The following is a 26,995-nucleotide window of genomic DNA, read 5'->3' on the forward strand; positions in this document are numbered from 1 at the left end:
TCGATGAGCGAGCGCGCGACGAGAGAAGAGAACGTGGACGTGGTGTGGTCGGGCGACTGGGTGGCCGAGCGGCTCGGAGTCGCCCTCGAAGGCGACGGAGACCTGCGGGAGCTGCTGGGCCTGGCCCTGCGCCGCAACCCCAAGCGGGCGCACCTGCTCGTCTCCAACGTGCTGGGCAAGCATGTGCCCCAGCGGCCCTCCGTCGTGTACGGGGCGGGATACGGGCTCGGTGAGCGGGTCCGGGAGCTGCTCGGCGAGGAGGAGGCCCGCCGCGCGGTGGTCCTCGGATATGCGGAGACGGCCACCGGCCTCGGCCACGCCGTCGCGGACGGCCTGCGGGACGCCCCGTACCTGCACTCCACCCGGCGTCCGGTGGCGGGCGTCCGGCAGGCGGGCGGCTTCGAGGAGGCCCACTCGCACGCCACCTCGCACCTGCTGCTGCCGGAGGACCCCGAGCTGCTGGCCCAGGGAGCGGACGCCTCCACCCTGGTGCTGGTCGACGACGAGTTCTCCACCGGCAACACGGTGCTCAACACCATCCGCGCGCTGCACGAACTGCACCCGCGCGACCGGTACGTCATTGTCGCGCTGGTCGATATGCGCTCCCCGGCGGATCGCGACCGGCTGACCGCCTTCGCCGCCGAGATCGGCGCCCGCGTCGACCTGGTGACCCGCTCCACGGGCACGGTCACGCTCCCGGACGGCGTACTGGAACGCGGCCAGGCCCTCGTCGCGGCCCAGGAGGCGGAGGCGGCGCGGGAGGCGGAGGCGGCGCGGGAGGCGGAGGCGGCGCGGGAGGCGGGGGAGGCTTCCGCTTCCGCGCCGCCCTCCGTGCCGGCTCCCGTCCCCATCACCCGCGTCGACCTCGCCTGGCCCGCGGGCGTTCCCGACGGCGGCCGGCACGGCTTCACCCCGGCCCACCGGGCGGCGCTCGAAGCGGCGCTCCCGGGCATGGCGGAGCGGATCGCGGGCGCGCTGGGCGGCGGTGCCCGCCGGGGCCGGGTGCTCGTGCTCGGCTTCGAGGAGCTGATGTACGCGCCGCTGCGCCTGGGCACCGCGCTGGAGCAGGCGCTGGGCGCGGACGCCGAGGTCCGGTACTCCACCACCACCCGCTCGCCCGTCCTCGCCGTCGACGACCCCGGCTACGCGATACGCACCCGCCTCGTCTTCCCGGCCCACGACGCCCCCGCGGACGGCCCCGGCGACCGGTACGCGTACAACGTGGCGGGCGCCGGCTTCGACGCGGTGGTCGCCGTCGTCGACTCCACCGCCGACACCCCCGAACTGCACGCTCCCGAAGGGCTGTTGGCCCGCCTGGCGGCACACGCCGGCCAGGTAGTCCTCGCGGTCGTCCCCTCGTACACCCCCACACCTGTCCAGGAGCCCGCCGTGCTGCCCGAGCCCCTTCGAGGCCCCGACTTCTCCAGCTACGCGCCCGAGGACGTCGGCTGGCTGCTCCAGGACCTCTCGGACACCGAACTGGAGGCCCCCACGGAGGAGCGCGAGGAGGCGATCCAGAGCGGCGGCGCGCACTACGCGGAGTCGCTGCCCGTGGAGTACCAGCCGAGCACCGAATACCAGGCGCTGTTCTCCGCCGCGCTGGACGCCTCCGCCGCGCGCATCGCCCGCGCGGTCGGCACCGTCACCGAGACGGTCCTCGCCGAACGCGGCCCCCGCCCCGTGCTCGTCTCGCTCGCCCGGGCCGGAACGCCGGTCGGGGTGCTGATGCGCCGCTGGGCCCGGCATCGGCACGGCCTGGACCTGCCGCACTACGCCATCTCCATCGTCCGGGGCCGGGGCATCGACGCCACCGCCCTGCGCTGGCTGGCCGCCCATCACGACCCGGCCGACGTGGTGTTCGTCGACGGCTGGACGGGGAAGGGTGCGATCACCCGTGAACTGGCGGCAGCGATAGAGGAGTTCGAGGCCTCGGGCGGGCCCGCCGGCTTCGACCCGGAGATCGCGGTGCTCGCGGACCCGGGCGGTTGCGTGCGGACGTACGGCACCCGCGAGGACTTCCTCATCCCCTCGGCCTGCCTCAACTCCACGGTCTCCGGCCTCATTTCCCGTACGGTGCTCCGCGCCGACCTGGTCGGGCCGAACGACTTCCACGGCGGAAAGTTCTACCGGGAGCTGGCCGGCTCCGATGTCTCGGTCCGCTTCCTCGACACGATCGCCGCCCGCTTCGACGAGGTGGCGGGCCAGGTCGAGGACGAGGCCAAGGAGTTGCTCGCCGCCGACCGCGCCCCGACCTGGGAGGGCTGGGCGGCCGTCGAGCGGATCAGCGAGGAGTACGGCATCCACGACGTCAACCTGGTCAAGCCGGGCGTCGGTGAGACCACCCGGGTGCTGCTCCGCCGCGTCCCCTGGAAGATCCTCGCGAAGCGCGGCGCGGGCGCGGACCTGACCCACATCCGGCTGCTGGCCGAGCAGCGCGGCGTCCCGGTCGAGGAGGTCGACGACCTCCCGTACAGCTGTGTCGGTCTGATCCACCCCCGGTACACGCGCGGCGCGACGGGCGCGGACGGCAAGGCGGTGGCGGGCGGCAGCACGCCGGCGGCCGACGGCGAGGCGGTGAAGGGCGCATGAGCACCCCGACCACGGTGAACGGCTCCACCACCCTGGTGGCGAGCGACCTCGACCGTACGCTGATCTACTCGGCGGCCTCACTCGACCTGTCCATGCCGGACGCGGAGGCCCCCCGGCTCCTGTGCGTCGAGGTGTACGGCCACAAGCCCCTCTCGTACATGACGGAGACGGCCGCCGCGCTCCTCACCGAGGTGGCGGGCGCCACCGTCTTCGTGCCGACCACCACCCGCACCCGCGAGCAGTACGGGCGCATCCACCTCCCCGGCCCCGCCCCCCGGTACGCGATCTGCGCCAACGGCGGCCACATCCTGGTCGACGGCGTCTCCGACCGCGACTGGCAGCAGCAGGTGGAGTCCCGGATCGCGGCCGAGTGCGCGCCGCTCACCGAGATCCGCGCCCACCTCGCCACCACCGCCGACCCGGCCTGGCTGCTGAAGGAACGCGTCGCCGAGGACCTCTTCGCCTACCTCGTCGTCGAACGGTCCCTGCTGCCCGAGGAGTGGGTCAAGGAGCTGGCGGCCTGGGCCCGCCCGCGCGGCTGGACGGTCTCCCTCCAGGGCCGCAAGATCTACGCGGTCCCGGCGCCGCTCACCAAGAGCGCCGCGATGCACGAGGTCGTCCGCCGCACGGGAGCCACGCGCACGCTCGCCGCCGGGGACTCCCTCCTGGATGCCGACCTGCTGCTCGCCGCCGACCTCGGCTGGCGCCCCGGTCACGGCGAACTGGCCGACGAGGGCTGGCGGGCCCCGCACGTGGTGGCTCTGGAGGAGCGGGGCGGGGCGGCGGGGGAGGAGATCCTGCGCCGCTTCCTGGCGGCCGCCGCTGTGTGAGTTTCTCCTGCGCGCGGGCGCGCGTTGCGCGAGGCTGGGGGCATGACCAAGGGCAACGACACCACGATCACCGACGAGCTCTACCGGTACATGCTGGCCCACAACCCGCCGCTGGACCCGGTCCAGCGGGAGCTGGTGGACACCACGTACGCACAGTTCCCCGACCACGCGGGCATGGTGTCGGCCGAGGAGCAGGCCCCGCTGCTGGCCTTCCTCGTCCGGCTGGTGGAGGCCCGGCATGTGGTGGAGGTCGGCACGTTCACCGGCTTCAGCGCCCTGGCGATGGCCCAGGCGCTGCCCGCCGACGGCACGCTGATCGCCTGTGACATCTCGGAGGAGTGGACGGCGTACGGCAGGGACGCCTGGGAGAAGGCGGGCGTCGCGGACCGGATCGACCTGCGGATCGCCCCGGCCCTGGACACCCTGCGCTCGATGCCCGCCGAGCCGCACATCGACTTCGCCTACCTGGACGCGGACAAGGGCGGCTACATCGCGTACTGGGAGGAGCTGGTGCCCAGGATGCGGCAGGGCGGGGTCATCGCCACGGACAACGTGCTCTTCCACGGCGGGGTGACGGACCCGGAGGCGACGGGCCCGACGGCGGCGATCAAGGAGTTCAACGACCATGTGAGCGCGGACGCCCGGATGGACAGCGTGCTGCTGACGGTCGCGGACGGCCTGACGCTGTCCCGCAAGAGGTAGTGGCGGGCCGCTGCGGGGGCGGGTTCCGGAGGCTCAGCCGCAGCACCCGCCCCCGCAGCAGCCACCGCCTCCACCGGAGGGCGCGGGAGCGGACCCGGCAGCGCCGCCCACGGCCACGGCGGACAACAGCTTGACGGTGTCGTCGTGGCCCGCGGGGCAGGAGGCGGGGTCCGAGGACTGCGCCATGGGACGGCTGACTTCGAAGGTGTCTCCGCAGGTGCGGCAGCGGAATTCGTAACGGGGCATGGGCTCAGGCTAGAGCACACGTCTCAAGCGCCGCCGCCGCGTTCCTCGCGGATGTCGGAGACGACCCGGGCGGCGGTCTGCCGCACGGCCTCGGTCTCGGTCAGGAAGTGCCAGTAGTCGGGGTGGCGCCCTTCGAGCCCGGCGATGGCCCGCTCCAGCCGGGCGACGGAGTCGTCGAGCGGCCGTGCGTGCCGGGGATCGGGCGTGTGCCGGCCGGCCATGGCGAGGCGCTGGGCGTCCCGCACCGCGAACCGGGTCCGCTCGATCTCCTGCTGCGGGTCCTTCGCCACCGCGTTCAGCTGCTGCAACCGGTCCCCGGCCGCGGAGACCGCCTCGTCCACCGTGTTGAGCAGGGCGCGGACCGTGGACAGCCGGGACGTGGCGTCCGCCCAGCGCTGCTCCTCCCGCGCCTTCGCCGCCTCGGCGAGCTTGTCCTCCGCCTGCGTCACGTTGACGGCGGCCTGCTCCGGGACGGGCTGCAGATCCTGCCAGCAGGCGGCCGAGAAACGCCGCCGCAACTCGCTGAGCACCGGCTCCACCGAGCCCGCCCGGGTCGTCAGCGCCTGCGCCCGGGTCCGCAGGGACACCAGCCGCCGGTCGATCTCGGCGGCCCGCTCGGGCAGCCGCTCCGCCTCGGTGCGCACGGCCTCGGCGTCACGGAGGACCACATCGGCGCGCTGGAGGGTCTCCGGGACACCGTGCTGGCCCGCGCCCTGGTTCAGCTTGGTCAGCTCGGGGGCGAGCGCGGCGAGCCGGGCGGCGAGCTCGTCGGCCCGCAGCCCCGCGGCCCGCACCGTGTCGAGGGCGTTGCTCGCCGCGAGGAGCGCCTGCCGGGCCCGCTCGACGGCGGGGGCGAGCCGGGCGAGCTGGGTCTCCGCACTGCCCAGCAGCGGCCCGAGCCCCTGGGCGAAGCGGTCCAGCTCGCCCTTGACCCGCACGAGGTCGTCCTTGGCCCGGGTCAGCTCGGTGCGGGCCCGGGAGGCGACGGCGGGCTCCAGATCGTCCCGGTCCAGGTCATGGCTGTCGACGGCGGTGATGTAGGCGTGGCTGACCTCGTCGATGCGCCGGCCGAGCGCGGCGAAGTCCTCGGATGCCTTGCGACCGCGCGATGAGCTGTCCACGGCGTTGATGGTCTCGATGGAGATCCGCAGATCGCGCTGGGCGGTGTCCAGGTCGTAGAAGGCCTCGGCGGCGGCGTCCTTCGCGGCCTGCGCCTCGGCCCGCTGACTCTCCCCACCGCGTCCGCCGAACCACCGGCGTGTACCGCCTCCGGCGAAGGCGGCGGGCAGCGCGGCCAGCACGAGGGGCACGGGCAGCAACATCAGCGCCAGAAGGTCCCGGCCACTTCGAACGGCGGAACTCGCACCCGCTCCTGCCTCCGGCCGCGCGTTGGTCGCCGTCACATCCCTCTCCCGTGCCGATTCGCCCTGCCCGGTACATTCTCCCACCAGGTAAGGACGAACACACGGGTCGGTTAGTTCGCGCTTCGCACGGTGACTTCCCCGTTGTCGCTGTAGGCCTTCACCACATGGGCGCTGTCGTCGCCGCGCGGCACGTCCACGGAGACGTCCCCGTTGTCCGCGGAGGCGTCGACCTTGTACTTCTGCCCGCCCGACGGCAGATCGATGGTGATGCTCCCGTTGTCACTCACGGTGTCCACGAGGTCGGGCACGGAGGCGAAGCCCAGCCGGATCTCCCCGTTGTCGGCGCGGGCGATCACGGAGGGACCGGATATCCGCTCGGCCCGCACCTCCCCGTTGTCGCTTCTCAGCTTCAGCGTGCCGCTCGCGTCCCGGACCTTGATCTCGCCGTTGTCGGACGACAGATTCAGTGCGCTGGTGAAACCGGTGGCGCTGACCGTCCCGTTGTCCGAGGCGGCGGTCACCGCGACCCCGCGCGGCACCTTCACCCGGTGCCGGGAGTCGCAGCTGGCGATGCCCCCGCACGTCACCCGGAGCGTGAGGGTGTCGCCCTCCATCTTCCACACGGCGTCGGGCCCGCTGCCGAACATCGCCCACCCGTCGAACTGCCGCTCCACCTCGACCTGCTCCACATCGGCCGGCACGAGGTCCACGAGACCGTTCTCGGCGTCGACGGTCAGCGTCTTCCCTTCCATGGCGAACGACTTGCGCTCGACGGGGGCGCCGTCCACGTCCGTGCTCCCGCACCCGGTGAGAGCCAGCGCCAGCAACGCCACCCCGCCCCCGAGTGCGAGGGCCCGCCCGGTGCCCCCGGAACGGGTGCGGGTCGGTGCGCTCGTAACGATGTCCACGGTGATCGGTCCCCCAGTGCGTGCGGTGCGTGCCACCGGGCGTCGTTGCCGGTGCACTCAAACCGTATGCAGCGACGGGCCCCGGCGGGATCCGGCCGGCTACCGTCTCGGGGGTGGGGTTATCCCCCGGTCCCGAACGGTTTATGAGCAGGGCCCCGGTCCATGTACGCTGTTGCCTCATCCACGGGTGCGTAGCTCAGGGGTAGAGCGCTGCTCTTACAAAGCAGATGTCGGCGGTTCGAAACCGTCCGCGCCCACAGCGGTAACTAGCAGGTGAGAGCCTGTTTCGGCCCCCCGGTCGTGATCGATTGGGGGGCCTTCTCATGTCGGAAGTCCACGAAGATGCCACATGGTCGTCAGGTGGACTGCGACCGTGTGTCGACGACACGTCCGGGGGCCGACGCGGTGCCGTAGCCGGCGGCGGCCTGCCGCAGCTCGGTGTGGGCGGTGTGGGTACGCTGCCGCGCCGCCTCCAGCCGGGCCTCGATCTCCGGCGTGTAGCGGCCGCCCTCCGGGACGCCGGGGTCGATGTCGCTCAGGTCCAGGGCGCTCCAGGCCGCGCGTCCGGCCGCCCGGAGCAAGGTCTCGTCGGTGACGGCGAGGGCCAGCCGGTCCCGGGCCTCGGTCACATCACTGCGGGCCTGGTAGAAATCCGCCCGGACGACGGGGTCCGGCTCGCCCGCCCGGCGGGCGTCCACCCGGAGCCAGTACAGCTGGCGGTAGCGGAGCGCGGCGCTCAGGAGCTGGCCGGTGAGGTCCGCGACGCGCTCACGGTGCTGCTCGCGCTGTCGGCGCCGGTCGGCCAGCTGCTGGGTGACCGTGACCATGAGTCCGCCGGCGAGGGTGCCTATGACGGCGATCGCGCTTTCCCACATCAGACGTGATCCCCGTCGGTCTCGCTTCGGTCGCGGTGGTCGGGCTCGAACAGATCTTCATCGGTCATGGGGTTATCGTCCCTTCTGCCGTTGACCGTTGGAGGCCGATCCGTGTTTCTCCTGAGCGCGGGCGGCGAACGGCGAAGGACGAGGGGGCAGTTGATGGGCCAGACGCTGGCGGAGATCCTGCACGGGGCCGCGTGCGGGCGGTTTCCGGAGACCGACGGGAGGACGACCGTGGTCGCCGCGCCGAGCGGGCGCGACACGGGGGTGATCGCCTTCACCGCGCACTCGGTCGTGTTCACCGATGAGGATCCCGAGTGGGTCCACGCGACGCTGGCCGCCCTGGACTGCGATGCGCTGGCCGCGACCATGCATCCGCGCTTCCTGTCGGCCTTCCTGGAGCGCACCGGGCGGACCACCGACACGATCGACCTCCTGACCGTGGCGTCCTCGCTGCCCGGTGAACCCGGCCTGGAACTGCGGGAGGTCACCGATCCCGTGCACCCGCGGGTCGTGAGTGCCCGTCGGCGCCGGGACGGGGTGCGGATGTGGGAGGTCGACGGGGGAGTGCTGGTGCTCGGGCGCGGCGTGGCCGGTCGTTGGGAGGTGGCCGTCGAGCTGGACGAGAACGCCCGGCACCGGGGGCTCGGGCGCGCCCTCGCCACCGCCGCACGGCATCTCGTGCCCCCGGGCGAACCGCTCTGGTCGCAGCAGGCCGCGGGCAACGCGCGCAGCATCCGGGCGTTCCAGGCCGCCGGATTCCGGCCGGTCGGCTCGGAGGCGCTGCTCCTCGGCCGTCAGGAGGCGGCGTGATCGGCTCATCCGCGAACCCGACGGACACCGAGGTCGCGGCAGCCGCCGCGCTGGCCGGGGCGGAGGTCGTGCGGGCCCGTTACGGGCGGCTCCACTCCCGTGTCGACAAGGGCTCCGGGGACTTCGCCACCGACGCCGACCTGGCTGCCGAGGAAGCGATCCTCGACGTCATCCGTGCTGCCCGGCCCGGGGACGCGGTGCACGGTGAGGAGGGCGGCCGGCAGGGGGCGGCCGACGCGGAGCGGGAGTGGCTGGTTGACCCCCTGTGCGGGACGCTCAACTACGCCTCCGGTGCCCAACTCGTCGCCGTCAACGTGGTGTTGCGCAACGGCCCGGCCGCCGTGGCCGATCCGTTCAGCGGCGAGGTCTTCCTCACCGACGGGGAGATTGCCCGGGTCCGGTCCGGAGCGGGGGGCGGCGAGCGTCCGTTGGCGCCCACGGCGGACACCCGGCTGGTGGACGTGAACCTCGATCCGCCCTTCCCGAGCGCGCCCGGCTTCCGGGCCGTCGACCTGCTCGCCCACCCCGGGTTCGTCGAGAGCTTCCGCCCGCGCGTCGTCTCCACGACGCTGGCGCTGGCCTGGGTCGCGGCGGGCAGGCGGGCCGCCTACGTCACGGACGGCGGCGACCTGAGCGGGAGCGTGCACTTCGCCGCCGGGATCGCCCTGTGCCGGGCCGCCGGCTGCGTCGTCACCGGAATCGACGGCGGCCCGGTCGGACCGGGCGGATCGGGCGGCAGCGGGCTCGTCGCGGCCGCGGACGCGGGGACGCACGAGCTGCTCATGTCGATGATCGGCGGTCGCGGGCGGGCCGGCTGAACCCCTCAGATGTGCAGTTCGGGCGGGAAGCCGGTCCAGCGGAGTTCGGCGGGCAGATGGCCGGTGTCGTTGTACAGGAGGAGCGCCGGGGGCCGGCCGGGCGCGTAACGGATCACGGTCAGCCCGGCGTTGGCGTGGTTGAGGCCCAGCCAGCGCCACTTCGGGGCGTCCAGCGCGGCCCGGACGAGCCAGCCGACCAGGAAGTTGTGGGTGACGAGGAGTTCATGGCGGGGCTCGTCACCCTCGACCGTTCCCGTGAACCGCGCGAGCGCTTCCTGTGCGAGACCGGGGCCCAGCTCCCGCTCCGCCGCCGGGAATTCGGCCAGTCGGGCGAGCGTCTGCTCGGCCGACTCCGCCGGCAGCTCCTCCCGCGACGGCAGGTACGGGATGTAGTCACCGGCCGGTTCGGACCGCACCAGGGGAACCCCCGGCAGCTGCTCGCCCACCAGCCGGGCCGTCTGCTCGGCGCGGGGGAGCAGGCCGTGGTGGATCGCCGTGATCGGGGCCCCGCGCAGCCGCTCCCCGAGCAGGGCGGCCTGACGGCGGCCGGCCTCCGTCAGCGTGGTCTCGTCCTCGGAGGCCTGACCGTGCCGGGTCACGTACAGATAGCGGGCAGCCGTTGCCGTCATGGGCGGGTCCTCCGTCGCGATTCATGATCGTAGAGACGTCTCCGGGGACGCCGGGCCGGGCCCTGGCGGTTCCGTGGAGCGGGGCGGGGCCGCCCGGGATGCGCGGGGGCAGGGCTCGGGGCACCGTGGAGGCATGGCCGAGCACCCGCCCGTGATCGTCTATCCGCCTTCCGCGACCGGAGGACGGCGGGTCACCGTGCACGGCCAGATCGTGGGCATGGCGCACGGGCGGGGCGAGGTGGCCGCACTGCTGCGGGCCGCGGGGTTCGCCCCCGGGCCCGACAAGATCGTCGAGCTGGACCGGCCCGGGCTGATCGAATGGCGCGGCGGCGACCTCGACACCTGGGGGTGATCCCGTGAAGCGTCGTCGAACGGTACGGGAGAGCGCGTCGATCGAACCACCGCCCGGCTATTACGTCGCCGGGGACGCCGGGCGCGAGCCTCCCGACGCAACGCAGCGGGCGCTGATCCTGGACTGGGTCGTGAGCCGGCGCATCGCGGGCGGCTGGCGCGTCGAGTCCCGCTCGGGGAGCCAGGTGGTGCTGGTGCGCGGGCAGCCGGTGAATCATGTGCTGCACGCCTTCCTCACCGTTTTCTCGTGCCTGGTGTGGGGCGTCGTGTGGGCCGGTCTCGCCCTGGTCAACCGTGTCGAGCGGGAGGCACTCACCGTCGACGCCCAGGGGCGCATCGTCACGGTCGGCGCACCGTGACCCTTCACCCGAACGGGTGCGTCCCGCTGGCTGCGCCCGGACGCCGCGAGGAACGTCGGAGCTGATCGGCCCGCACCACCGGGGCAGGTCAGGACAGCAGGCGCCCGGCATCCGTTCCGGCCGAACCGGTGCCTGTTCCGGCTAAGGAGTCCTCATGTCGCAGTCCAGCACACCCCCGCCCGGCGCCTCGCGCCCCGCCGAACCCCGTCCGGGCAGCCCGTGGGCGGCCGGGGGAACGGTGTTCGCCGGTGTCCTGCTCTTCGTGGACGGTGTCCTCGGAGTGCTGAAGGGCGTCGCCGGGATCGCCTCGAACGACGTCTACACCCGGATCAACGACTACGTCTTCAAGTTCAGCGTCACCTCGTGGGGCTGGATCCACCTCATCCTCGGCGTGGTCCTCATCCTCGTGGGCTGGGGCATCCTCAAGGGCGCGGCCTGGGCCCGCGGCGCGGGCGTCGCCCTCGCCTCGCTGAACCTCATCGCCAACTTCATGTGGCTCCCGTACACCCCGGTCTGGGCCATCGTCACCATCGCGATCGACGTCTTCGTCATCTGGGCCCTGTGCACCGACCGGTCGAGCGAGGACGACTGGGCGCGGAGCGGCTGAGCGACCGGCGCGGGCACCGAGCGCAGGCAGAGCGACACCCGGCCGCGGGGCGGCCGGGTGTCCGTTGTCAGTGGGGCGGTCCACACTGGAGTCATGTGCCGCAGCATCAAGACGCTCCGCCCGCCCGCCCTCCCCGAAGAGGCCACCGAGGAGGACATGCGGGCCGCCGCCCTTCAGTACGTACGCAAGGTCTCCGGGTTCCGCGCGCCCGCCGCGCACAACCGGGAGGTGTTCGACCGTGCCGTCGACGAGATCACCGCAGCGACGATGAAGCTGCTCGCCGGGCTGGAGATACGGGGCGCGTCGCGGGGCGCCTGACCAGGAACGCGGCCAGGGCGCCCGCCACGAACAGGGCCAGCACCGAGACGGCCGTGCCGAACCAGGTCGAGCCCAGCCATCGGCCGCCGAAGTAGCCGAGCCCCACGCTGTAACCGGCCCAGGCCAGGCCCGCCAGCGCGGACCAGGGGAGGAAGTCCCGCTTCCTGCGGTGGGCGGCGCCCGCGCCGAGGGAGACCACGGAGCGGCCGGCGGGGGCGAACCGGGCGATGATCACCAGCGCGCCGCCGCCCCGGCTCAGGGCCGCGCCGAGACGTTCCTGCGCGCTGGTCAGGCGCCGGGAGCGGGCGATGGCCCGGTCCAGCCGGTCGCCCCCGCGCCAGGCGAGCCGGTACGCGACGAGGTCGCCGAGCACCGAGGCGGTGGCCGCGCACAGGATCAGGACGACGAGCGAGGGGACCTCTCCGCCGGTGCCCTCACCGGCGCCGTTCACGGTGGTGGAGCCCGCCGCCGCCGCCGTGGCGGCCGTGATGACGAGAACGCCGCTGGGCAGGAGGGGCAGGAAGACGTCCAGGAGGACGGAGGCGGCGACCACCACGTAGATCCATGGGCTGCTGGTCAGCGCAGCCACACTCTCCAACACCGTCTACGACTCCCCGATCGTGTCGACGCCGCGACGGTCGCAGGGGAGCGGCAGGGGCGGCAGGTTCAGCTGTACAGCGTACGCGTGGGGCCTCTCCCGAGATCGCCCAGGGCGGGTGATGTTGTGCAGGTCACGTACACCTGACGGCCATGCGCCCGTTAGGCGGGGAGAACGACCGGCACGAGCGAGGAGCAGCGCATGACGGCATGGATGGTACGGACGGGGCACGGTCCGGCGCACCCGATTTCGGGAGGGCGGCCGACGGCGGGACCCGAGGGCGGCACGGGGTCGCGGGGCCGGGGGATCTCGCGGGTCCCGGGCGCGCTGGCGGGAGCGGCGGCGCTGCTGACGCTGGCGTACGGAGCGGGCATCGGCGTCGCCCAGGAGTCCGACCGCAGCGGGCACGGAACGCAGAGTGCGCAGGGCGCCCACGACGACCCTGGCGGCCACGGCGCCCCCGACGGCTCCGGTGCGCATGACGCCTCAGGAGACCACGGCGCACCCGGCGCATCCGCGGCAGACCCGAGCCGCACGGATGACGTCGCCGCCACGGGCGGCAGCTCGTGGATGCGGGCCGCGGGAGTGTTCTCCCCGCCCGGTTCCTTCGTGCCGTCCGACGCGTTGACGTACGACACCCGGCTGGTGCCGGCCGGTGCCCGGATCGAGATCACCCAGTTCACGGACCCGTCCGGCACCCGGGTCGGGGCGCGCCTGCACGGGCTCGTGCCCGGCCGCGCGTACGGGATGCACGTGCACACCTTGCCCTGCGGCGCCGACCCGGCCGCCGCGGGGCCGCACTACCAGCACCGCTCGTCGGCGACCGCGGATCCGGTCAACGAGGTGTGGCTGGACTTCCGGACGGACGAGGAGGGCGACGGGCGCGCGGAGGCCCTGCACGACTGGAACTTCCGGGAAGGCGGGGCCCGGTCGGTGATCATCCACGACCGGCAGGGAGGTGCGGGGGAACGGGCGGCCTGCTTCACGGTGCCGTTCGGGCCCGACGTACGGGCCTGACCGAGTAGCACGGCGTACGCCGCGGCGCCCCGCTCCCTCCGCGAACTCGGGGGAGCGGGGCGCCGCCGTGCGTTTCCGGTCCCGCCGCGCGCCGGGTCGGCGCCGGAACGCGGAGGCGGGGAGAGCCGGTCGCAGGGGCGGCCGGTCAGACCGGGACGGCCGGGGCCTTGTCCCGCCGCGTCGCGTCCTCGGCGGTGGCCGCCGTGTTCCGCGAACCGAAGAAGCGGTCCAGGGCGACGGCTCCCGGACCGGTGAAGACCAGCAGCAGGAACGCCCAGCAGAACATCGCCGACGGCTCGCCGCCGTTCTGGAGCGGCAGGAACGCTTCCGGCTGGTGCACCTTGAAGTACGCGTAGGCCATCGAGCCAGAGGCGAGGAACGCCGCGCCACGGGTGCCGAGACCGAGGGCGACGAGAGCCCCGCAGACCAGCTGGATCAGAGCGGCGTACCAGCCGGGCCAGGCGCCGGTCTCCGCCTGGTTGCCGCCGAGCACCCCGAAGAGGGTGGCGGCGCCGTGGAGGGCGAAGAGCAGGCCGACGACGAAGCGGAAGAGGCTGAGCACATACGGCTGCGCCTGGTTCAAGCGGATGAGCATGGGGGGTGGGCTCCTTCGGTCGGGGTGGGGACGTGAACCGACTGGGCGCATCAGGTTAGGGAAACCTCACCAGTGCTTGCAACTTCAACATTCTGTCGGATGGCTGAAAATCACCTAATCCTCAGGGGTGAGTGAACGCTCAAGAACCGCTTCGAGCTGGTCTCCCTGTTTGCCGGCTGTGGCCTGTACCAATGTCAGCGCAGACTTCCGGCCAAGCAATGTGAGCGTCATGAGTTGGTTACCGAACCAGGGGCCACCCGCCCTGTCCCAGGTGACCGGCGACGCTCCGGCGCGCCCGTGCCGCGTCAGGAGCCGGCCGATCCATCGGCCCGTCCGGCTCCAGCCGAAGCGGAATCCCGCCTGAATCCACCGGGGGACCGAGTTGTGCACGGGGGAGCAGGTCAGCTGGAGGACGCGGGACACCGGGGCGCTTCCGGGGTCGGGGCCGGAGGCGGTACCGGAAGCGCGTCCGTTCCCGGGCGGGGCGTCCGGCCATCGGGGCTCGGTGACGTAGGCGTGGTGCACATCGCCCGAGAGGACACAAACCGTCGCCGGGGCGTCCGGACCGCTCCCGGCCACCCGCAGCAACTCCGTGAACCGGTCGAAGGATTCCGGGAAGGCGGCCCAATGCTCCAGGTCACCGGCGCGGCGCACCTTCTCGCCCCAGCGGGCCCAGCGGGCCCCGCGTACGCCGGCGCACAGGGAGGCGTTCCAGCGCTCCGCGTCGTGGACGAGCGGAGGCAGCAGCCACGGCAGGGAGCTGCCGATGAGCAGATGGTCATACGAAGCGGGGTCGTCCAGGACCGCTCCCCGCAGCCAGTCGGCCTCCTCGGGGTCGAGCATCGCCCGCTGATCCTCGGCCAGGACGCGGGCCGCGCGGGTGTCGACCATCACCAGCCGTACTCGGCCGAAAACGCGCCGATAGCTCCACCGGGTCCGGGCCGGGTCCGCGTCGGACTCGGCGGCGAAGCGGCGCAGCGCCTCCGTGCCGTCGGGGGAGGCCCTGACCGCCGCGTACACGGGGTCGGCGGCCAGCTCGGCGGGGGAGAGGTTGCCCAGGTGCTGGTGGACCCAGTACGACATCAGCCCGCTGACGATCCGTTCGTGCCACCAGGGCGTGGCGCGTATGTCCCGCTGCCAGGCGGCGCTGGTGTTCCAGTCGTCGATGACGTCGTGGTCGTCGAAGATCATGCAGCTGGGAACCGTGGAGAGCAGCCAGCGGACCTCCGGGTCGCGCCACGATTCGTCGTAGAGGTAGGTGTACTCCTCGTAGTCCGCGATCTCCGCGCCGGGCGGCTCCGTCAGGTCCCGGCGGGCGGCGAGCCTGCGCCGGGTCGGGGCGGAGGTCTCGTCCGCGTACACCTGGTCGCCCAGGAGCAGCAGGACGTCGGGCCGAGCGGCCGCCGGATCCGCTGCGAGGTGGGTGGCCAGGGTGACCAGGGCGTCCGGCCCCACGGGATCGTGCCCGCCGTCCGGGGCGGCCGCCCAGCGGCACGACCCGAACGAGATCCGCACGCCGTCCGAGGTCGCCCCGGCGCCCTCCGCCGCGCCCTTCCCCGGTCCTGACGGCGTCGCCACCGACGGAGTGGTGATGGTGCTCGGCGGGAGACGGGCGCCGTCCGGCGGCCAGACGCGCCGGGAGCCGATCAGCACCTCGTACGCCGTCGTGGAGCCGGGCGTCAGCCCCTCGACCACGACCAGGGCGTAGTGGTGCCCGGCCACCGAGAAGGTGGGCGACGCCCCCGAAGCGCCGTCCGCGCACCGGACTTCCACGGTGCACGGACGGCTCGCCTCGACCCAGACGGTCGCGGTGGACCCGGTCTCCCAGTCGACGTACCGCAGCAGTGGTCCCAGGCGCAGCCCGGCCATGTGGTGCCTCCTCGCGACGCCGGAACGGATCGGCTCCGTAACGTACAGAACGCCGAGGGGCTGCGCACGGGCCCCGGCGGGAGCGTCAGGGGACCCGCACCGGGATCAGCAGCCGTTCAGGGCCGACTGCAGGGCGCTCTTCTCGGCGGAGTCGACGCTCAGGTTGTACTGCTTCTTGACGTGGACCCAGGCGCGGACGTAGATGCACTTGTACGAGGAGCGCGGCGGCATCCACTCGGCCGGGTCCTTGTCGCCCTTGGACTGGTTCACGTTGTCGGTGACCGCGATGAGCTGGGGGCGGGTCAGGTCGTTGGCGAACGACTGGCGCTGGGCGGTGGTCCAGCCGCTCGCGCCGGAGCGCCAGGCCTCGGCCAGCGGGACCATGTGGTCGATGTCCACGTCGGAGGCGGCACTCCAGGTGGCGCCGTCGTAGGGCGAGTACCAACTGCCGCTGACCGCGGCGCAGGAGGAGTCCTGCTGGACGTTCGTGCCGTCGCGCTTGAGGACGACCTCGCGGGTGTTGCAGGCTCCCGACTGGGTGATCCAGTGCGGGAACTTGTCACGGCTGTAGCCGCTGGACGAGCCCTCCGCGCCGACGGTGAACTGGCCGAGGTAGGTCCGCGCGGTCGCCGCGCTGACCGGGGTGGGCATGGCGGCCTGGGCGCTGGGGGCGGTGAACAGGGCGGACGTGGCGGCGAGTGCTGCGGTTGCGGCGACGACGGAGAGGCGACGCGCGTAGACACCGGACATGCGAACTCCCTTGATGTGGGGGGTGCGTGGGTGGGCGACGATCGGGCTTCAGGCGGATCCCGGCCATCGTGGCGACGCCAGGTTTCTGTGGGGTGGGCGTCAGGTAACAGAGTGGCGACATGTGCACGTCACATCAAGGGGTGTGCAAGGGGAGTGACGGATCGCGGGGGCGCGTCGGTCCGTCACGGAGGGGCTGTACGGGTGGTGTTGGGCGCCCTGCCGGAGGGGTGGGGGCGCTCGGGGTTCCGGTCGCGCCCCCACCGGATGCGGACCGTGCGGCGCGCTCCGCCGGGCGGCCCGGGGTATCGGGGAGTTCGGTGAAACCGGGGACGGCTCCATCGTTGCCGCGTGCTGCTTCCGGTCTCCGTCACCCTCGGCGTCGTCCTGGCCGTCCTGCTGGTCTTCGCGGCCGCCGTCGCCGCGTGGGCCTCCCTGGGCCGGTCACGCGAGATCCTCGTCGCCGGGGTGCGGGCGGTGGCCCGACTCGCCGCCTTCTCCCTGCTCATCGGCTGGGTCGTCAGCTCGGTGGCACCGCTTCTCGGGTTCGTGGCGCTGATGTTCGCCGTGGCCGTACGGACCGCCTCCCGCCGCCCGTCGCATCACCGGCGACCGCACCTGGCGCTGGGCGGCCGTGCCGATCGGAGCGGGTGTGCTGCCCGTCGTCGGGGCGCTGCTGCTCACGGGGCTCGTGCCGGTCCGGCGCTTGGCGCTCGTCCCGGTGGCGGGCATCCTCATCGGCGGGGCGCTCGCCGCGACCGTACTCGGCGGGCGGCGGGCCCTGGACGAACTCGCCGCCCGGCACGGGGAGGTGGAGGCGGACACGCCCTCGGGCTGATCGACCGGGACGCCCGGCTGGAGATCGTCCGGCCGGCGGCGCCGGACGCGTTGCTCCCCGGGCTCGATCAGGCCCGGACGGTCGGGCTCGTCACCCTGCCGGGGGCGTTGGTGGGCATGCTGCTGGGCGGCGCCTCACCCGTGGAGGCGGGCGCCGTGCAGCTGTTCGTCCTGGTGGCGCTGAGGGCGGTCCAGGTGGTGGCCGTCGCTACGGTCCTGGAGCTGGTCGCGCGCGGGCTGCTGTACCGCGACTGAGTCGCCGGTCGGGGGCTCAGGCCTCGTCGATGTGCAGGCGGATCGAGCCGTCCTCGGCCGCCTCCACCCGCACCTGCGTCAGGTCCGCCACATGGGCGTCCGGCGCCAGGGCCGCGGCGCGCGGGCCGACGCCCACGACGCGCATGCCCGCCGCCCGGCCCGCCGCGACACCCGCCTCGGAGTCCTCGAACACGATGCAGTCCGCCGCGTCGAAGCCCAGCTCCGCCGCGCCCTTGAGGAAGCCCTCGGGGTCCGGCTTGCTGGCGCCGACCTGCTCGGCGGTGACGCGGACGGCGGGCATCGGCAGCGCGGCCGCACCCATCCGGGCCGTCGCGAGCGCGCTGTCGGCGGAGGTCACCAGTGCGTGCGGCAGCTCGGCGATCGCGGCCATGAACGCGGGCGCCCCGCCGATCGGCACGACGCCCTCGACGTCGGCGGTCTCCTCGGCGAGCATCACCCGGTTGTCCGCGTAGTTCTCCTCCATCGGGCGGTCCGGGAGCAGGACGGCCATCGTGGCGTACCCCTGACGGCCGTGCACCACCTTGAGCGCGGCCTCGGGGTCCAGCCCGTGCTCGATCGCCCAGCGCCGCCAGCAGCGCTCCACCACCGCGTCGGAGTTCACGAGGGTGCCGTCCATGTCGAGCAGGAGGGCGTGAGCGGTGAGGACGGTGGCCGGCATCGGCTGCTCCAGAAACGCGGGGAGGTGTACGAACGGCCCGGGCGTGCGTGCCGCAGGGCGGTACCAGAGCAACCCCCGCCCGCCGGTCAGGGAGTGCGGGCGGGAGCTACTTTGTTCCATCACGATACAAAAACCGGAGCCGGAACGCCAATCACCTCGCTCGCCGCACGCCTGCTCCCGCCGCCGGGGCTCAGCGGTGTCCGCGTCCGGTCGTCTCCGCCTCCAGCGCACGCCGGGTGTTCGGCCCGTACACGCCCATCGGATCGCCCTGGATGTTCATGTACGACTGGTAGATCGCCACCCCGTTCTCCACCCGCTCGTTGTAGTTCTGGTCGGACGGCCCCGAGTAGAGCCACACCTCCCGGAGCCGGTTCTGCAGCACCCCGACCTCCGGGCCGCGGTCCCCCGGCCGCAGCGAGGGGGCGGCGAACCCCGCGGGCGGGGCGGCGGACGGCGAGGCCGTGGGCGCGCCGCCGTCCTCCGGGGTGGGCGACGCGCTCGCCGTCGGTGACGCGGACGCGCTGGCGGTCGGCGACGGCTCCCGGCTCTTCGTCGGCGATGCCGACGCGGACGGCGAGGCCGACGGCGTGGCCGAGCGGGACGGCGTACGGGACGGAGCTGCCGACGCGGAGGGGGACGGGGCCACCGACGCGGCCGGTTCGTCCTCCGTGTCCGGGACGCTCGTGGTCGCCTCCGGCAGCGCCTCGTCCCCGCTGCCGTCGCCGCCGAAGAGTCCACCGGCGAAGGCCGCCGTGCCGACCACCGCGGCCACGGCCGCCCCCACGGCGAGCGCGCCGAAGGGCCGCCTGCGGCGCGGCTGCACGGGGTCGGGGGCGAAGGCGGGGCTTGCGGAAGCAGTACGCCTGCGGCGGCGGTCTCCGCTGCCGGCGGGTGCGGCGTACGCGCCGGTCGCGGCGCCCGCGCCCGGGCCTGCACCCGTCCCCGTACCCGTACCGACGTCCGGGCCGTCGCCGCCCAGGAACAGCGGCATCGTGGTGGCCGCCGCCCCCGGAACGTCGGCCCGCGTGCCGGTCCGCGTGCCCTCAGACATACCGGAGGGCGCACCCGCCCGGTCGGTCAGCGTCACGTACGGCCGGATGCGCAGCGGGTCGAAGTCCTCGGCCGCGGCGATCTCCGCCGTACGGGCGGCACGCTGCTCGTCCTCCGTGAGCGGGGCCGCGCCCGCGCCGCACCGGCACGGCACCCGGTGCTCCGTGCCGGGCTCCCCGGCCGTCCGTCTACCGCACTCCGGGCATGCGTGTCCGGTCATCGTGGGTCCCCTCCCCTTGAACTGCCTGCGATTATGCAGCCCGCTCCGGGGAAGCCCAACGGCCCGCAGGGGGCTCCGCCCGCCTTCGGCAGGCCATAACGGGGCGAAACGTCCAGGATGGGGGTGTAGTGGATCAGCGGACGCAGCGGATCGAGGAGACGCCATGGCCCAGCAGAGGAGACGCCCATGTCCCAGCAGCTGAGCCCGCAGCCCCCGGCCGCGGTCCCCGGTGAGGGACACTCCCACCGGAGCGTCCTGGTGGCGATCGGAGCGCTGCTCCTCGGCATGCTGCTCGCGGCACTCGACCAGACCATCGTCTCCACGGCGCTCCCGACGATCGTCAGCGAACTCGGCGGGCTCGACCATCTCTCCTGGGTGGTGACCGCCTATCTGCTGGCGGCCACCGCGGCGACCCCGCTGTGGGGCAAACTCGGCGACCAGTACGGCCGCAAGAAGCTCTTCCAGACCGCGATCGTGATCTTCCTGATCGGCTCAGCGCTCTGCGGAGTCGCCCAGAACATGCCCCAGCTGATCGGATTCCGGGCTCTCCAGGGACTCGGCGGCGGTGGGCTCATGGTGCTGTCCATGGCGATCGTCGGCGACCTCGTCACCCCGCGCGAACGCGGCAAGTACCAAGGGCTCTTCGGTGCCGTCTTCGGCGTGACGAGCGTCCTCGGACCGCTCCTCGGCGGCTTCTTCACCGAACACCTCAGCTGGCGCTGGGTCTTCTACATCAACCTGCCGATCGGCGTCGTCGCGCTGGGCGTCATCGCGGCCGTCCTGCACATCCCGGTCCGCCGCGAGAAGCACACCATCGACTACCTCGGCACCTTCCTCATCGCGGCCGTCGCGACCAGCCTGGTGCTCATCGCCTCCCTCGGCGGGACGACCTGGGCCTGGAGCTCCCCGCAGATCATCGCGCTCGCGGTGCTCGCCGTCGTCCTGCTCGTGGCCTTCATCGCCGCCGAACGGCGTGCCGTCGAGCCCGTGCTGCCGCTGAAGCTGTTCCGGATCCGCACCTTCACCCTCGTCGCCGTGATCAGCTTCGTCATCGGCTTCGCCATGTTCGGCGCGATGACCTACCTGCCGACGTTCCTCCAGGTGGTCCACGACATCACCCCGACGATGTCCGGCGTGCACATGCTGCCGATGGTGTTCGGCCTGCTGATCACCTCGACCGCCTCCGGCCAGATCGTCAGCCGCACCGGCCGCTGGAAGGTCTTCCCGGTCCTCGGCACGGCCCTCACCACCGTCGGCCTCCTGCTGCTCCACCGCCTCGACGAGTCCAGCTCCACCTGGCTGATGAGCGCCTACTTCTTCGTCTTCGGCGCCGGTCTCGGCCTGGTGATGCAGGTCCTCGTCCTGGTCGCCCAGAACTCCGTCTCCTACCAGGACCTCGGGGTCGCCACCTCCGGCGCGACGTTCTTCCGGTCCATCGGCGCGGCGTTCGGCGTGGCCGTCTTCGGGACCATCTTCACCAACCGGCTGACCGGCCAGCTGACGGACGCCCTCGCCGGGCAGCCGCTGCCCCCGGGCATCGACGCGGGGAGCCTCTCCGCCGACCCCCGGGCCATCGGGCAGCTCCCCGCCGACCTGCGGCCCTCGGTCCTCGGCGCGTACTCGACCTCCATCACGGACGTCTTCCTGTACGCCGCCCCGGTCGTCCTCCTGGCCTTCGTCCTCGCCTGGTTCCTCCGCGAGGACAAGCTCCGGGGCTCGGTGACCGCCCCGGACACGAGCCAGACCCTCGCCTCCAACCCCGTCGAGCGCTCCTCGTACGACGAGTGCGCCCGCGCCCTGTCCGTGCTCGCCACCCGGGAGGGCCGCCGCGAGATCTACGAGAAGATCACCGCGCGGGCGGGGTACGACCTGCTGCCCGCGGCCGGCTGGCTGCTCCTGCGGATCAAGCGGCACGGCATGGTCGAACCCGCCCGGCTCGCCGAGACGGCTCCCGTACCGCTGCACGTGATCACCGACGCTGCCCGCCAGATCGAGGAACGCGGACTGGCCCGCCGGGAGGGCCTGCAGATGATCCTCACCGACTCCGGGGCCGAGGCCGTCGTCCGGCTCTCGCAGGCCCGCGAGGACTCGCTCGCCGAACTCCTCGGCGACTGGTGGGGGCCCGAGCGCCCCACCGACCTGGTCAAACTCGTCCATGAACTGACCGCCGAGGTCAGCGGCTCGACCAGGGAACGGCCCCACTCACCGACGCCTCCCCGCGACCACGAGGCCCACCTGCGCCGCGACGAGCGCGAGGCCCACGACCGGGCCCTCGACGACCGGGACGACCACGGCCACCCGCACCCGCCCGCCTGAGCCCGAACGGTTCACGCGCGCGGAGCCGGGTCACAGCTCCTTGGCGAACCAGTGCTCCGCGTACGGGTTGCGGCGGTGGAACGCCGGCACCTCCCGGTACCCGTGCTTCGTGTACAGACCGCGCGCCTCGACCAGATCGTTGCGGGTGTCCAGCCGCAGCAGCCGTACGCCGGACGCCCTCGCCTCCTTCTCCACCGCGGCCAGCAGCAGCCCGCCGCCGCCCGTGCCCCGGAACGCCGGGCGCACGTACACCCGCGTCAGCTCCGCCGTACCCGGCCCGGCCTCTTCCGTGAGCACCAGCCCGGCACAGCTCGCCGCCTCGCTGCCGTACCGGCCGACGACGAACTGACCGGTCGGCGGTACGAGCAGGTCGGCCCCGTCGTCGTCGAGCCCGTCGGCGATCTCCTCGGCGGTCGCGGGCCGGTTCCAGTAGCGGCTCGCGACCTCGTCGTAGTAGTCACGGCGCAACGCGCTCGCGTCGGGGGAGTCGAATCGTTCGGCGGCCACGGTCCAGGTCATGTCAGGCATTCTTGCTGCCGTACGGCCTGACGACGACGCAATTACCTGTGCAGGGGGCAGCAGTGACCGACGTGTCCGCGACATCGCAGATATCCACCACCCGGGCGATCCAGCATCTCGCCGAACGCTGGATACAGGACGGCATGGCCGCCGGCACAACAGCCGGATCAGCCGGCCAGGGCCGAGGGCGGTGGTGGCGCCGGGACCCTGCCGTGCCGGCCGCCGGCTTCGTCTGTTCGCCCGCCGGGCTGTGGCTCGCCCTGGCCGCCGTCGCCGCGGGCGCCCGCGGCGGGACCGCGGCCGAGCTGCGGGCCCTCCTAGGCACCGCCGACCGGGAGGCCGCCCCGGTCGCCACGGAGGTGGCCCGGGAGCTGGCGGCGACCGGGGCGCTGGGCGTGGCCACCCGGGTCTGGAGCCGGGTGCCCGTGCTGCGCGCGTACCGGGAGGCGCTGCCGGACGTCCGCTTCGACCCGATGGACCCGGCGGCCGTCGACGCCTGGGTGCGCGAGGCCACCGGCGGGCTGATCGAGCGGCTGCCGCTGGAGCTCACCGACGACACCCTGCTCGCCCTGGTCAACGTCCTGGCGCTGAAGGCCCGCTGGGAGAAGCCGTTCGAGGGGTGGCGCACCCGGGACCTGCCGTTCACCGACGCGGCGGGGACGGTCCGCCCGGTGCCGACCATGTCCAAGGACGTGCCGATGGCCGACGCCTGGACGGCCGGCGGGGCCTACGTCGTCGAACTGCGCTGCGCGCGGGAGCCCGACGGCGCCCCCGGGGCCCGGGTCCGTCTCGTCCTGGGCGAGCCGGGGGCCGGCCCGGAACGTGTGCTGCCCGTGGCCTGGGCGCCCCGGACCGCGGGCACCCCGCTGGACGCCGACCGGGTGACCGTCGGGCTGCCGCGGCTCGCCCTGCGGACCCGGGTGGCCGTCACCGAGCAGCTGCCCGCCCTCGGCGTACGGCTCGCCACCTCCGACGACGCCGACTTCTCCGGCCTCTCGCCCGAACGCCTCCTCGTCTCCGACGTGATCCAGGAGGCCGTCCTGAAGATCGCCGAAGAGGGCGTGGAGGCCGCCGCCGTGACGGTGGTCGCCATGGCGCCGGCGGGCGCCGCGCCCCGGCCGCAGCGGGTGCACCACATCGCCTTCGACCGGCCCTTCGGCATGGTCGTGCTGGCCGGAGCCGACGACGTACCCCTGTTCACCGCCTGGCAGGCGGACGCCCCCGCCGGCCCGGACGCCTGAGGCCTCCCCGCGCCCGCCCGAGGCATTCCGGCGCCCCCGTCATCCCCACGGAGGAAATCTTCCGGACCAAAGCAGGATGACAGCCAGGCAAAGAGGGGGTTGATTGGGTCTACCTCGTAGGGCAATGCGAGGCTTCATCCTGCATGGCCCCCACTTCCAAGGGCGATGCACGGAACGGGTGGGAGGGTCGGCGCAGCGTGGTGAATGCGGATCACAGTGTGCGCGGTGACGCGGCGGCGGACACGGGAGCGGGGGCGGGGCTGACCAGGGCCCTGCTCTGGCTGGTCGTGGCCGTGCTCGCGGTACGGCAGGTGGCGGTGGTGCTCCGGCAGCCACCGGGGGAACGGCTCCTCGATCTGGAGACCTGGATCGGGGAGAACGGCGTCCTGCACATGACGGGCTCGCTGTACGACAGCGGCCGGTTCACCGGGACGCCCTTCGCCGGGCTCGTCCTGAAACCGCTCACCGCCACGGCCCAGCAGACCCTGGGCGTGGCCTGGACGTTCGGGTCCCTGCTGCTCGTCGTCGCCCTCGGCCTCGTCGCGGCCAAGGCGCTCCCCGGGCCGGTGGGCCGCCGGACGGCCCTGCTCGCGGCCCCCGTCGCGATCAGCCTGTTCATGCTGTCGCTGCCGGTCCGCAACGCCCTGCACCTGGGCCAGACGAGCATCCTGCCCGTCCTGCTGGTGCTCCTGGCCTGGTTCGTCGTCCGGGAGAACCGGGCGGCGGGCGTCCTCGTCGGCATCGCCGCCGCCTTCCAGCCGGTGCTGGTCCTCTTCGCCGCCCTGCTCTGGCTGACCGGCAGGCGACAGGCGTCGGTGAGCGCGGGCGCGACCTTCGCCCTCGCCACGGCCGTCGCCTGGGCCGCGGCACCGAGGGACTCGTGGACGTACTGGGTGCACCATCTCGCGGGCGCCGGACTGGGGGAGCGGCCGGACAGCCTCGCCAACCAGTCCCTGCACGGGGCGCTGCTCCGGCTCGGCCTCGAAGGCCCCGCGGAGATCGCCCTGTTCCTGGTGCTCTCCGCCGCCGTCGTGGTGCTGGGGCTGCGGCGCGCGGTGCGGTACGCCGAGGACGGCCAACTGCTCCTCGCGGTGGCCGTTACCGGCTGCGTCGTCGTCGCCGTCTCACCGACCGCCTGGCAGCACCAGCTGCTCTGGGTGCTCCTCGCGGTCGTCGGCAAGGTCGGCAAGAGGGCCTCCGACCGGCTGGTCTGGCCGTCCGTGGTGGTGCTCGCCGTCACCCTGCCGGGCACGATGCTCCTGCCGAACATCGAGCCGCTCTTCCCCGTGCGCGACAACATCCTGCTCCTCACGGCGCTCGGCGCGGCCTGCCTCGCCCCGTTCCTGCCCCGCACCTCGCCGTACTGGCAGCACCCGGTCCCCACCGACTACGCGAAACCGGTCGCGGCGCGCTGGAGACGCGTGCCGCTCCTGCCGTTCTGGCGCCGGGTCTTCACCCGCCCCAACCTGCTGCTGGAACTCCTGCTCATCCGGGTCGTCTACGACGCCTACGCCCAGGTGCGCCTCGCCGCCCGGGCGGGCCGCCCGCTCGCCGAGGAGCACGGCCGGCAGATCCACGCCATCGAGCAGTGGCTGCACATCGACATCGAGCACTGGGTCAACCACGCCGTCGTCAAGATCGACTGGCTGCGGGAGTTCTTCGACTACTACTACTCCACGTTCCACTTCATCGTCCCGCTGACGATCCTCGGCGTGCTGTACGTCCGCCGCCCCGCCGACTACCGCTGGGTCCGCTCCTCCATCGGCTTCGCCACGCTCCTCGCGCTCGTCGGCTTCTGGCTCTACCCCCTGGCCCCGCCCCGGCTCATGCCCGGCCTCGGCTTCATCGACACCGTCCACGGGGTGCAGGACTTCGCGAAGCCCGACTACGGGACGCTGACCACCGTCACCAACCAGTACGCGGCGATGCCGTCGCTGCACTTCGGCTGGTCACTGTGGTGCGGTGTGGTCATCGTGATGCTGGCCCCGAAGCTGTGGATGAAGGCGCTCGGCCTGCTGCACCCGCTCTTCACCATCGCCGCGATCGTGGCCACCGCCAACCACTGGGTGCTCGACGCGGTCGGCGGCGCGCTCGTCGTGGCGGCGGGCTTCGGGCTGACGTACGTGCTGTCGGGGCCGCGGAAGCTGGTCGACGAGGAGCGGGGTGCGGCGGTGGAACCCGTCGAGCCGCCGCCCGCGGAACCGGCGGCCGAGCAGGCGGAGCCCGTACCGGCCAGGAAGCAGGAGGCGGCACACAGCGGGTGAGCAGGCCGAAGGGGTGCCGGGACGACGTTCGCCGTCCCGGCACCCCTTCGGCGTGGATCGCCGCGTCCTTACATGGTCCGCCCGTCGTGCCCGCCCCGCCACTCGGGACCGGTGTCAGGCTTCCGCCGCCGTGGTCACCTGGAGCTGCTTGATCCCGTTGAGCCAGGCCGACCGCAGCCGCCGCGGCTCCTCCAGCAGCCGCAGGTCCGGCAGCACATCGGCGACGGCGCTGAAGATCAGGTCGATCTCCATCACGGCCAGCGACTTGCCCAGGCAGAAGTGCGGGCCGCCGCCCCCGAACCCGAGGTGCGGGTTGGGGTCGCGGGTGATGTCGAAGGTCTCCGGGGCCTCGAACACCTCCGGGTCGTTGTTGGCCGAGGAGTAGAAGAGACCCACCCGATCGCCCTTCCTGATCAGCTGACCGCCCAGCTCCACATCCTGGGTGGCGGTCCGCTGGAAGGAGACGACCGGCGTCGCCCAGCGCACGATCTCCTCGGCCGTGGTCTTCGGGCGCTCCCGCTTGTACAGCTCCCACTGCTCGGGATGGGTGAGGAAGGCGTGCATGCCGTGGCTGATCGCGTTACGGGTCGTCTCGTTGCCGGCCACCGCGAGCAGGATCACGAAGAACCCGAACTCGTCGGAGGACAGGTTCCCTTCGCCCTCCGCCGCGACCAGCTGCGTGACGATGTCCTGGGCCGGGCACTCCTTGCGGGCCGCCGCCAGGTTCATCGAGTACGCCACGATCTCCATCGCCGCCTCGGCGCCGACCTCCTCGGTGATCGCGTACTCCGGATCGTCGTACGCGGCCATCTTGTTGGACCAGTCGAAGATCTTGGACCGGTCGTCCTGCGGTACGCCGATGAGTTCGGCGATGGCCTGGAGCGGCAGCTCCACCGCGATGTTCGTCACGAAGTCGAAGGAGCCTTCCGCGTCCGCCGACGCGAGGGCCGTCTCGACGATGGAACGGGCCCGGGAGCGCAGGGCCGCCTCCAGCGAGCGCACCGCGCGCGGGGTGAAGCCGCGCTGGACGATCTGGCGGACCCGGGTGTGCTCCGGCGGGTCCATGTTCAGCATGATCAGTTTCTGGACGTCGATCTGGTCGCGGCTGATCGTCTCGTTGAAGCGGATGACGGCGGTGTTGGTGTTCGAGGAGAACAACTCCGGGTGCGTGGAGACGTACTTGACGTCCGCGTGCCGGGTGACGACCCAGTAGCCCTCGTCGCCGAACCCGGAGATGTTGGGCGGCTGGGTGCACCACCAGACCGGTGCGGTCTCCCGCATCAGGGCGAACTCCGGGTGCGGTACGCGGTCTTGGAGGAGATCGGGATCGGTGAAGTCGAACCCGTCGGGTAGATGGGGGCAGCGCATGGGCACCT

25 protein-coding genes, 1 tRNA gene and 2 pseudogenes are annotated in these 26,995 nt (G+C 73.0%); 15 read left to right on the plus strand and 13 right to left on the minus strand.

Features of this window, described 5'->3' with window-relative positions:
* Nucleotides 1-3 precede the first annotated feature (3 nt).
* Genes D3105_RS01070 through D3105_RS01080 form a run of 3 tightly spaced genes read left to right on the plus strand, consistent with a single transcriptional unit; the run spans nucleotide 4 to nucleotide 4,121 of the window.
* Nucleotides 4-2,589 carry a phosphoribosyltransferase gene (locus tag D3105_RS01070; RefSeq protein WP_118899127.1) on the plus strand — a complete coding sequence of 862 codons (2,586 nt, stop codon included), beginning with the start codon at nucleotides 4-6 and terminating at the stop codon, nucleotides 2,587-2,589.
* Nucleotides 2,586-3,419, plus strand: coding sequence for an HAD family hydrolase (locus D3105_RS01075; RefSeq protein ID WP_118899128.1), 834 nt, complete (start codon nucleotides 2,586-2,588; stop codon nucleotides 3,417-3,419). The genes D3105_RS01070 and D3105_RS01075 overlap by 4 nt, the downstream gene beginning before the upstream one ends.
* Before the next feature lie 42 nt (nucleotides 3,420-3,461).
* Nucleotides 3,462-4,121 (plus strand): O-methyltransferase, encoded by a 660-nt coding sequence (locus D3105_RS01080; RefSeq protein WP_118899129.1) that lies wholly within the window; start codon nucleotides 3,462-3,464, stop codon nucleotides 4,119-4,121.
* Between the two features lie 33 nt (nucleotides 4,122-4,154).
* Here the strand turns inward: D3105_RS01080 and D3105_RS01085 are convergent, their stop codons facing one another.
* The 3 genes from D3105_RS01085 to D3105_RS01095 all read right to left on the minus strand — a co-directional run bounded on the left by D3105_RS01085 (nucleotide 4,155) and on the right by D3105_RS01095 (nucleotide 6,639).
* Nucleotides 4,155-4,367 (minus strand): FmdB family zinc ribbon protein, encoded by a 213-nt coding sequence (locus D3105_RS01085; protein ID WP_006124175.1) that lies wholly within the window; start codon nucleotides 4,365-4,367, stop codon nucleotides 4,155-4,157.
* Between the two features lie 23 nt (nucleotides 4,368-4,390).
* Nucleotides 4,391-5,770, minus strand: coding sequence for a hypothetical protein (locus tag D3105_RS01090; RefSeq protein ID WP_118899130.1), 1,380 nt, complete (start codon nucleotides 5,768-5,770; stop codon nucleotides 4,391-4,393).
* Nucleotides 5,771-5,841: 71 nt separating this feature from the next.
* Nucleotides 5,842-6,639: a DUF4097 family beta strand repeat-containing protein gene (locus D3105_RS01095; RefSeq protein WP_118899131.1), complete on the minus strand. Its 798-nt coding sequence runs from the start codon at nucleotides 6,637-6,639 to the stop codon at nucleotides 5,842-5,844.
* A 185-nt stretch (nucleotides 6,640-6,824) separates the two neighbouring features.
* Between D3105_RS01095 and D3105_RS01100 the strand changes: the two genes are divergently transcribed.
* Nucleotides 6,825-6,896 (plus strand) — tRNA-Val (locus D3105_RS01100).
* 99 nt (nucleotides 6,897-6,995) lie between these two features.
* On the opposite strand, the gene D3105_RS01105 is transcribed toward D3105_RS01100, so the two are convergent.
* Nucleotides 6,996-7,514: a hypothetical protein gene (locus tag D3105_RS01105; protein ID WP_118899132.1), complete on the minus strand. Its 519-nt coding sequence runs from the start codon at nucleotides 7,512-7,514 to the stop codon at nucleotides 6,996-6,998.
* 162 nt (nucleotides 7,515-7,676) lie between these two features.
* Between D3105_RS01105 and D3105_RS01110 the strand changes: the two genes are divergently transcribed.
* Both D3105_RS01110 and D3105_RS01115 read left to right on the plus strand, forming a co-directional pair.
* A complete protein-coding gene (locus D3105_RS01110; RefSeq protein ID WP_118899133.1) occupies nucleotides 7,677-8,330 on the plus strand; it encodes a GNAT family N-acetyltransferase in 654 nt (217 codons plus the stop codon).
* Nucleotides 8,327-9,148, plus strand: coding sequence for an inositol monophosphatase family protein (locus D3105_RS01115; RefSeq protein ID WP_118899134.1), 822 nt, complete (start codon nucleotides 8,327-8,329; stop codon nucleotides 9,146-9,148). Before D3105_RS01110 ends, D3105_RS01115 begins: the two co-directional genes overlap by 4 nt.
* A 5-nt stretch (nucleotides 9,149-9,153) precedes the next feature.
* On the opposite strand, the gene D3105_RS01120 is transcribed toward D3105_RS01115, so the two are convergent.
* Nucleotides 9,154-9,777 carry a histidine phosphatase family protein gene (locus D3105_RS01120; protein WP_118899135.1) on the minus strand — a complete coding sequence of 208 codons (624 nt, stop codon included), beginning with the start codon at nucleotides 9,775-9,777 and terminating at the stop codon, nucleotides 9,154-9,156.
* A gap of 133 nt (nucleotides 9,778-9,910) precedes the next feature.
* Between D3105_RS01120 and D3105_RS01125 the strand changes: the two genes are divergently transcribed.
* The 4 genes from D3105_RS01125 (at nucleotide 9,911) to D3105_RS01140 (ending at nucleotide 11,412) form a co-directional block, all read left to right on the plus strand.
* Complete coding sequence (locus tag D3105_RS01125) at nucleotides 9,911-10,129, plus strand: hypothetical protein (RefSeq protein WP_118899136.1); 219 nt, start codon at nucleotides 9,911-9,913, stop codon at nucleotides 10,127-10,129.
* A gap of 4 nt (nucleotides 10,130-10,133) precedes the next feature.
* Entirely contained in the window at nucleotides 10,134-10,487 is a 354-nt protein-coding gene (locus tag D3105_RS01130; RefSeq protein WP_118899137.1) for a hypothetical protein, read from the plus strand.
* 154 nt (nucleotides 10,488-10,641) lie between these two features.
* Complete coding sequence (locus D3105_RS01135) at nucleotides 10,642-11,094, plus strand: DUF7144 family membrane protein (protein WP_118899138.1); 453 nt, start codon at nucleotides 10,642-10,644, stop codon at nucleotides 11,092-11,094.
* Between the two features lie 93 nt (nucleotides 11,095-11,187).
* Nucleotides 11,188-11,412, plus strand: coding sequence for a DUF2277 domain-containing protein (locus D3105_RS01140; RefSeq protein ID WP_118899139.1), 225 nt, complete (start codon nucleotides 11,188-11,190; stop codon nucleotides 11,410-11,412).
* Here the strand turns inward: D3105_RS01140 and D3105_RS01145 are convergent.
* Nucleotides 11,369-12,013: pseudogene (locus D3105_RS01145) on the minus strand (DedA family protein); the annotation flags it as partial. The gene D3105_RS01140 and the pseudogene D3105_RS01145 sit on opposite strands and share 44 nt — an antisense overlap.
* 198 nt (nucleotides 12,014-12,211) lie before the next feature.
* Here D3105_RS01145 and D3105_RS01150 point away from each other — a divergent pair.
* Nucleotides 12,212-13,027: a superoxide dismutase family protein gene (locus D3105_RS01150; RefSeq protein ID WP_165890943.1), complete on the plus strand. Its 816-nt coding sequence runs from the start codon at nucleotides 12,212-12,214 to the stop codon at nucleotides 13,025-13,027.
* A gap of 145 nt (nucleotides 13,028-13,172) precedes the next feature.
* Here the strand turns inward: D3105_RS01150 and D3105_RS01155 are convergent, their stop codons facing one another.
* The 3 genes from D3105_RS01155 to D3105_RS01165 form a co-directional block, all read right to left on the minus strand.
* Nucleotides 13,173-13,622, minus strand: coding sequence for a DoxX family protein (locus tag D3105_RS01155; RefSeq protein ID WP_118899141.1), 450 nt, complete (start codon nucleotides 13,620-13,622; stop codon nucleotides 13,173-13,175).
* Between the two features lie 114 nt (nucleotides 13,623-13,736).
* A complete protein-coding gene (locus D3105_RS01160) occupies nucleotides 13,737-15,491 on the minus strand; it encodes an alkaline phosphatase D family protein (protein WP_118899142.1) in 1,755 nt (584 codons plus the stop codon).
* A gap of 105 nt (nucleotides 15,492-15,596) precedes the next feature.
* Complete coding sequence (locus tag D3105_RS01165; RefSeq protein WP_118899143.1) at nucleotides 15,597-16,241, minus strand: HNH endonuclease family protein; 645 nt, start codon at nucleotides 16,239-16,241, stop codon at nucleotides 15,597-15,599.
* 348 nt (nucleotides 16,242-16,589) lie between these two features.
* On the opposite strand from D3105_RS01165, the pseudogene D3105_RS01170 reads away from it, so the two are divergent.
* Nucleotides 16,590-17,330, plus strand: a pseudogene (locus D3105_RS01170) (ABC transporter permease).
* Nucleotides 17,331-17,346: 16 nt separating this feature from the next.
* Here the strand turns inward: D3105_RS01170 and D3105_RS01175 are convergent.
* Nucleotides 17,347-18,009, minus strand: a complete 663-nt coding sequence (locus D3105_RS01175; RefSeq protein WP_089115041.1) for an HAD-IA family hydrolase — start codon at nucleotides 18,007-18,009, stop codon at nucleotides 17,347-17,349.
* A 190-nt stretch (nucleotides 18,010-18,199) separates the two neighbouring features.
* Nucleotides 18,200-19,279 (minus strand): peptidoglycan-binding domain-containing protein, encoded by a 1,080-nt coding sequence (locus D3105_RS01180; RefSeq protein WP_118899144.1) that lies wholly within the window; start codon nucleotides 19,277-19,279, stop codon nucleotides 18,200-18,202.
* A 186-nt stretch (nucleotides 19,280-19,465) separates the two neighbouring features.
* Here D3105_RS01180 and D3105_RS01185 point away from each other — a divergent pair, with 186 nt between their 5' ends.
* A complete protein-coding gene (locus D3105_RS01185; RefSeq protein ID WP_118899145.1) occupies nucleotides 19,466-21,595 on the plus strand; it encodes an MDR family MFS transporter in 2,130 nt (709 codons plus the stop codon).
* Between the two features lie 30 nt (nucleotides 21,596-21,625).
* Here D3105_RS01185 and D3105_RS01190 read toward each other — a convergent pair whose 3' ends face one another.
* Nucleotides 21,626-22,114: a GNAT family N-acetyltransferase gene (locus D3105_RS01190; protein ID WP_118899146.1), complete on the minus strand. Its 489-nt coding sequence runs from the start codon at nucleotides 22,112-22,114 to the stop codon at nucleotides 21,626-21,628.
* Between the two features lie 62 nt (nucleotides 22,115-22,176).
* On the opposite strand from D3105_RS01190, the gene D3105_RS01195 reads away from it, so the two are divergent.
* Together D3105_RS01195 and D3105_RS01200 are read left to right on the plus strand one after the other, a co-directional pair.
* Nucleotides 22,177-23,355, plus strand: a complete 1,179-nt coding sequence (locus tag D3105_RS01195; RefSeq protein ID WP_118899147.1) for a serpin family protein — start codon at nucleotides 22,177-22,179, stop codon at nucleotides 23,353-23,355.
* Nucleotides 23,356-23,498: 143 nt separating this feature from the next.
* Nucleotides 23,499-25,619, plus strand: coding sequence for a bifunctional glycosyltransferase 87/phosphatase PAP2 family protein (locus tag D3105_RS01200; RefSeq protein WP_118899148.1), 2,121 nt, complete (start codon nucleotides 23,499-23,501; stop codon nucleotides 25,617-25,619).
* Between the two features lie 114 nt (nucleotides 25,620-25,733).
* Here D3105_RS01200 and D3105_RS01205 read toward each other — a convergent pair whose 3' ends face one another.
* Nucleotides 25,734-26,987, minus strand: coding sequence for a cytochrome P450 (locus D3105_RS01205; RefSeq protein ID WP_118899149.1), 1,254 nt, complete (start codon nucleotides 26,985-26,987; stop codon nucleotides 25,734-25,736).
* Nucleotides 26,988-26,995: the final 8 nt, after the last annotated feature.

Origin of the sequence: Streptomyces globisporus (genome assembly GCF_003501885.1) — a bacterium.
Lineage (GTDB): Bacteria > Actinomycetota > Actinomycetes > Streptomycetales > Streptomycetaceae > Streptomyces > Streptomyces globisporus_D.

What these genes read in the sequence shown, in the direction of transcription:
- D3105_RS01070 (WP_118899127.1), top strand. Translation starts at nt 4, where the DNA reads ATGAGCGAGCGCGCGACGAGAGAAGAGAACGTGGACGTGGTGTGGTCG.
- D3105_RS01075 (WP_118899128.1), top strand. Translation starts at nt 2,586, where the DNA reads ATGAGCACCCCGACCACGGTGAACGGCTCCACCACCCTGGTGGCGAGC.
- D3105_RS01080 (WP_118899129.1), top strand. Translation starts at nt 3,462, where the DNA reads ATGACCAAGGGCAACGACACCACGATCACCGACGAGCTCTACCGGTAC.
- D3105_RS01085 (WP_006124175.1), bottom strand. Translation starts at nt 4,367, where the DNA reads ATGCCCCGTTACGAATTCCGCTGCCGCACCTGCGGAGACACCTTCGAA.
- D3105_RS01105 (WP_118899132.1), bottom strand. Translation starts at nt 7,514, where the DNA reads ATGTGGGAAAGCGCGATCGCCGTCATAGGCACCCTCGCCGGCGGACTC.
- D3105_RS01110 (WP_118899133.1), top strand. Translation starts at nt 7,677, where the DNA reads ATGGGCCAGACGCTGGCGGAGATCCTGCACGGGGCCGCGTGCGGGCGG.
- D3105_RS01120 (WP_118899135.1), bottom strand. Translation starts at nt 9,777, where the DNA reads ATGACGGCAACGGCTGCCCGCTATCTGTACGTGACCCGGCACGGTCAG.
- D3105_RS01125 (WP_118899136.1), top strand. Translation starts at nt 9,911, where the DNA reads ATGGCCGAGCACCCGCCCGTGATCGTCTATCCGCCTTCCGCGACCGGA.
- D3105_RS01135 (WP_118899138.1), top strand. Translation starts at nt 10,642, where the DNA reads ATGTCGCAGTCCAGCACACCCCCGCCCGGCGCCTCGCGCCCCGCCGAA.
- D3105_RS01140 (WP_118899139.1), top strand. Translation starts at nt 11,188, where the DNA reads ATGTGCCGCAGCATCAAGACGCTCCGCCCGCCCGCCCTCCCCGAAGAG.
- D3105_RS01150 (WP_165890943.1), top strand. Translation starts at nt 12,212, where the DNA reads ATGACGGCATGGATGGTACGGACGGGGCACGGTCCGGCGCACCCGATT.
- D3105_RS01155 (WP_118899141.1), bottom strand. Translation starts at nt 13,622, where the DNA reads ATGCTCATCCGCTTGAACCAGGCGCAGCCGTATGTGCTCAGCCTCTTC.
- D3105_RS01160 (WP_118899142.1), bottom strand. Translation starts at nt 15,491, where the DNA reads ATGGCCGGGCTGCGCCTGGGACCACTGCTGCGGTACGTCGACTGGGAG.
- D3105_RS01165 (WP_118899143.1), bottom strand. Translation starts at nt 16,241, where the DNA reads ATGTCCGGTGTCTACGCGCGTCGCCTCTCCGTCGTCGCCGCAACCGCA.
- D3105_RS01175 (WP_089115041.1), bottom strand. Translation starts at nt 18,009, where the DNA reads ATGCCGGCCACCGTCCTCACCGCTCACGCCCTCCTGCTCGACATGGAC.
- D3105_RS01180 (WP_118899144.1), bottom strand. Translation starts at nt 19,279, where the DNA reads ATGACCGGACACGCATGCCCGGAGTGCGGTAGACGGACGGCCGGGGAG.
- D3105_RS01185 (WP_118899145.1), top strand. Translation starts at nt 19,466, where the DNA reads ATGTCCCAGCAGCTGAGCCCGCAGCCCCCGGCCGCGGTCCCCGGTGAG.
- D3105_RS01190 (WP_118899146.1), bottom strand. Translation starts at nt 22,114, where the DNA reads ATGACCTGGACCGTGGCCGCCGAACGATTCGACTCCCCCGACGCGAGC.
- D3105_RS01200 (WP_118899148.1), top strand. Translation starts at nt 23,499, where the DNA reads ATGGCCCCCACTTCCAAGGGCGATGCACGGAACGGGTGGGAGGGTCGG.
- D3105_RS01205 (WP_118899149.1), bottom strand. Translation starts at nt 26,987, where the DNA reads ATGCGCTGCCCCCATCTACCCGACGGGTTCGACTTCACCGATCCCGAT.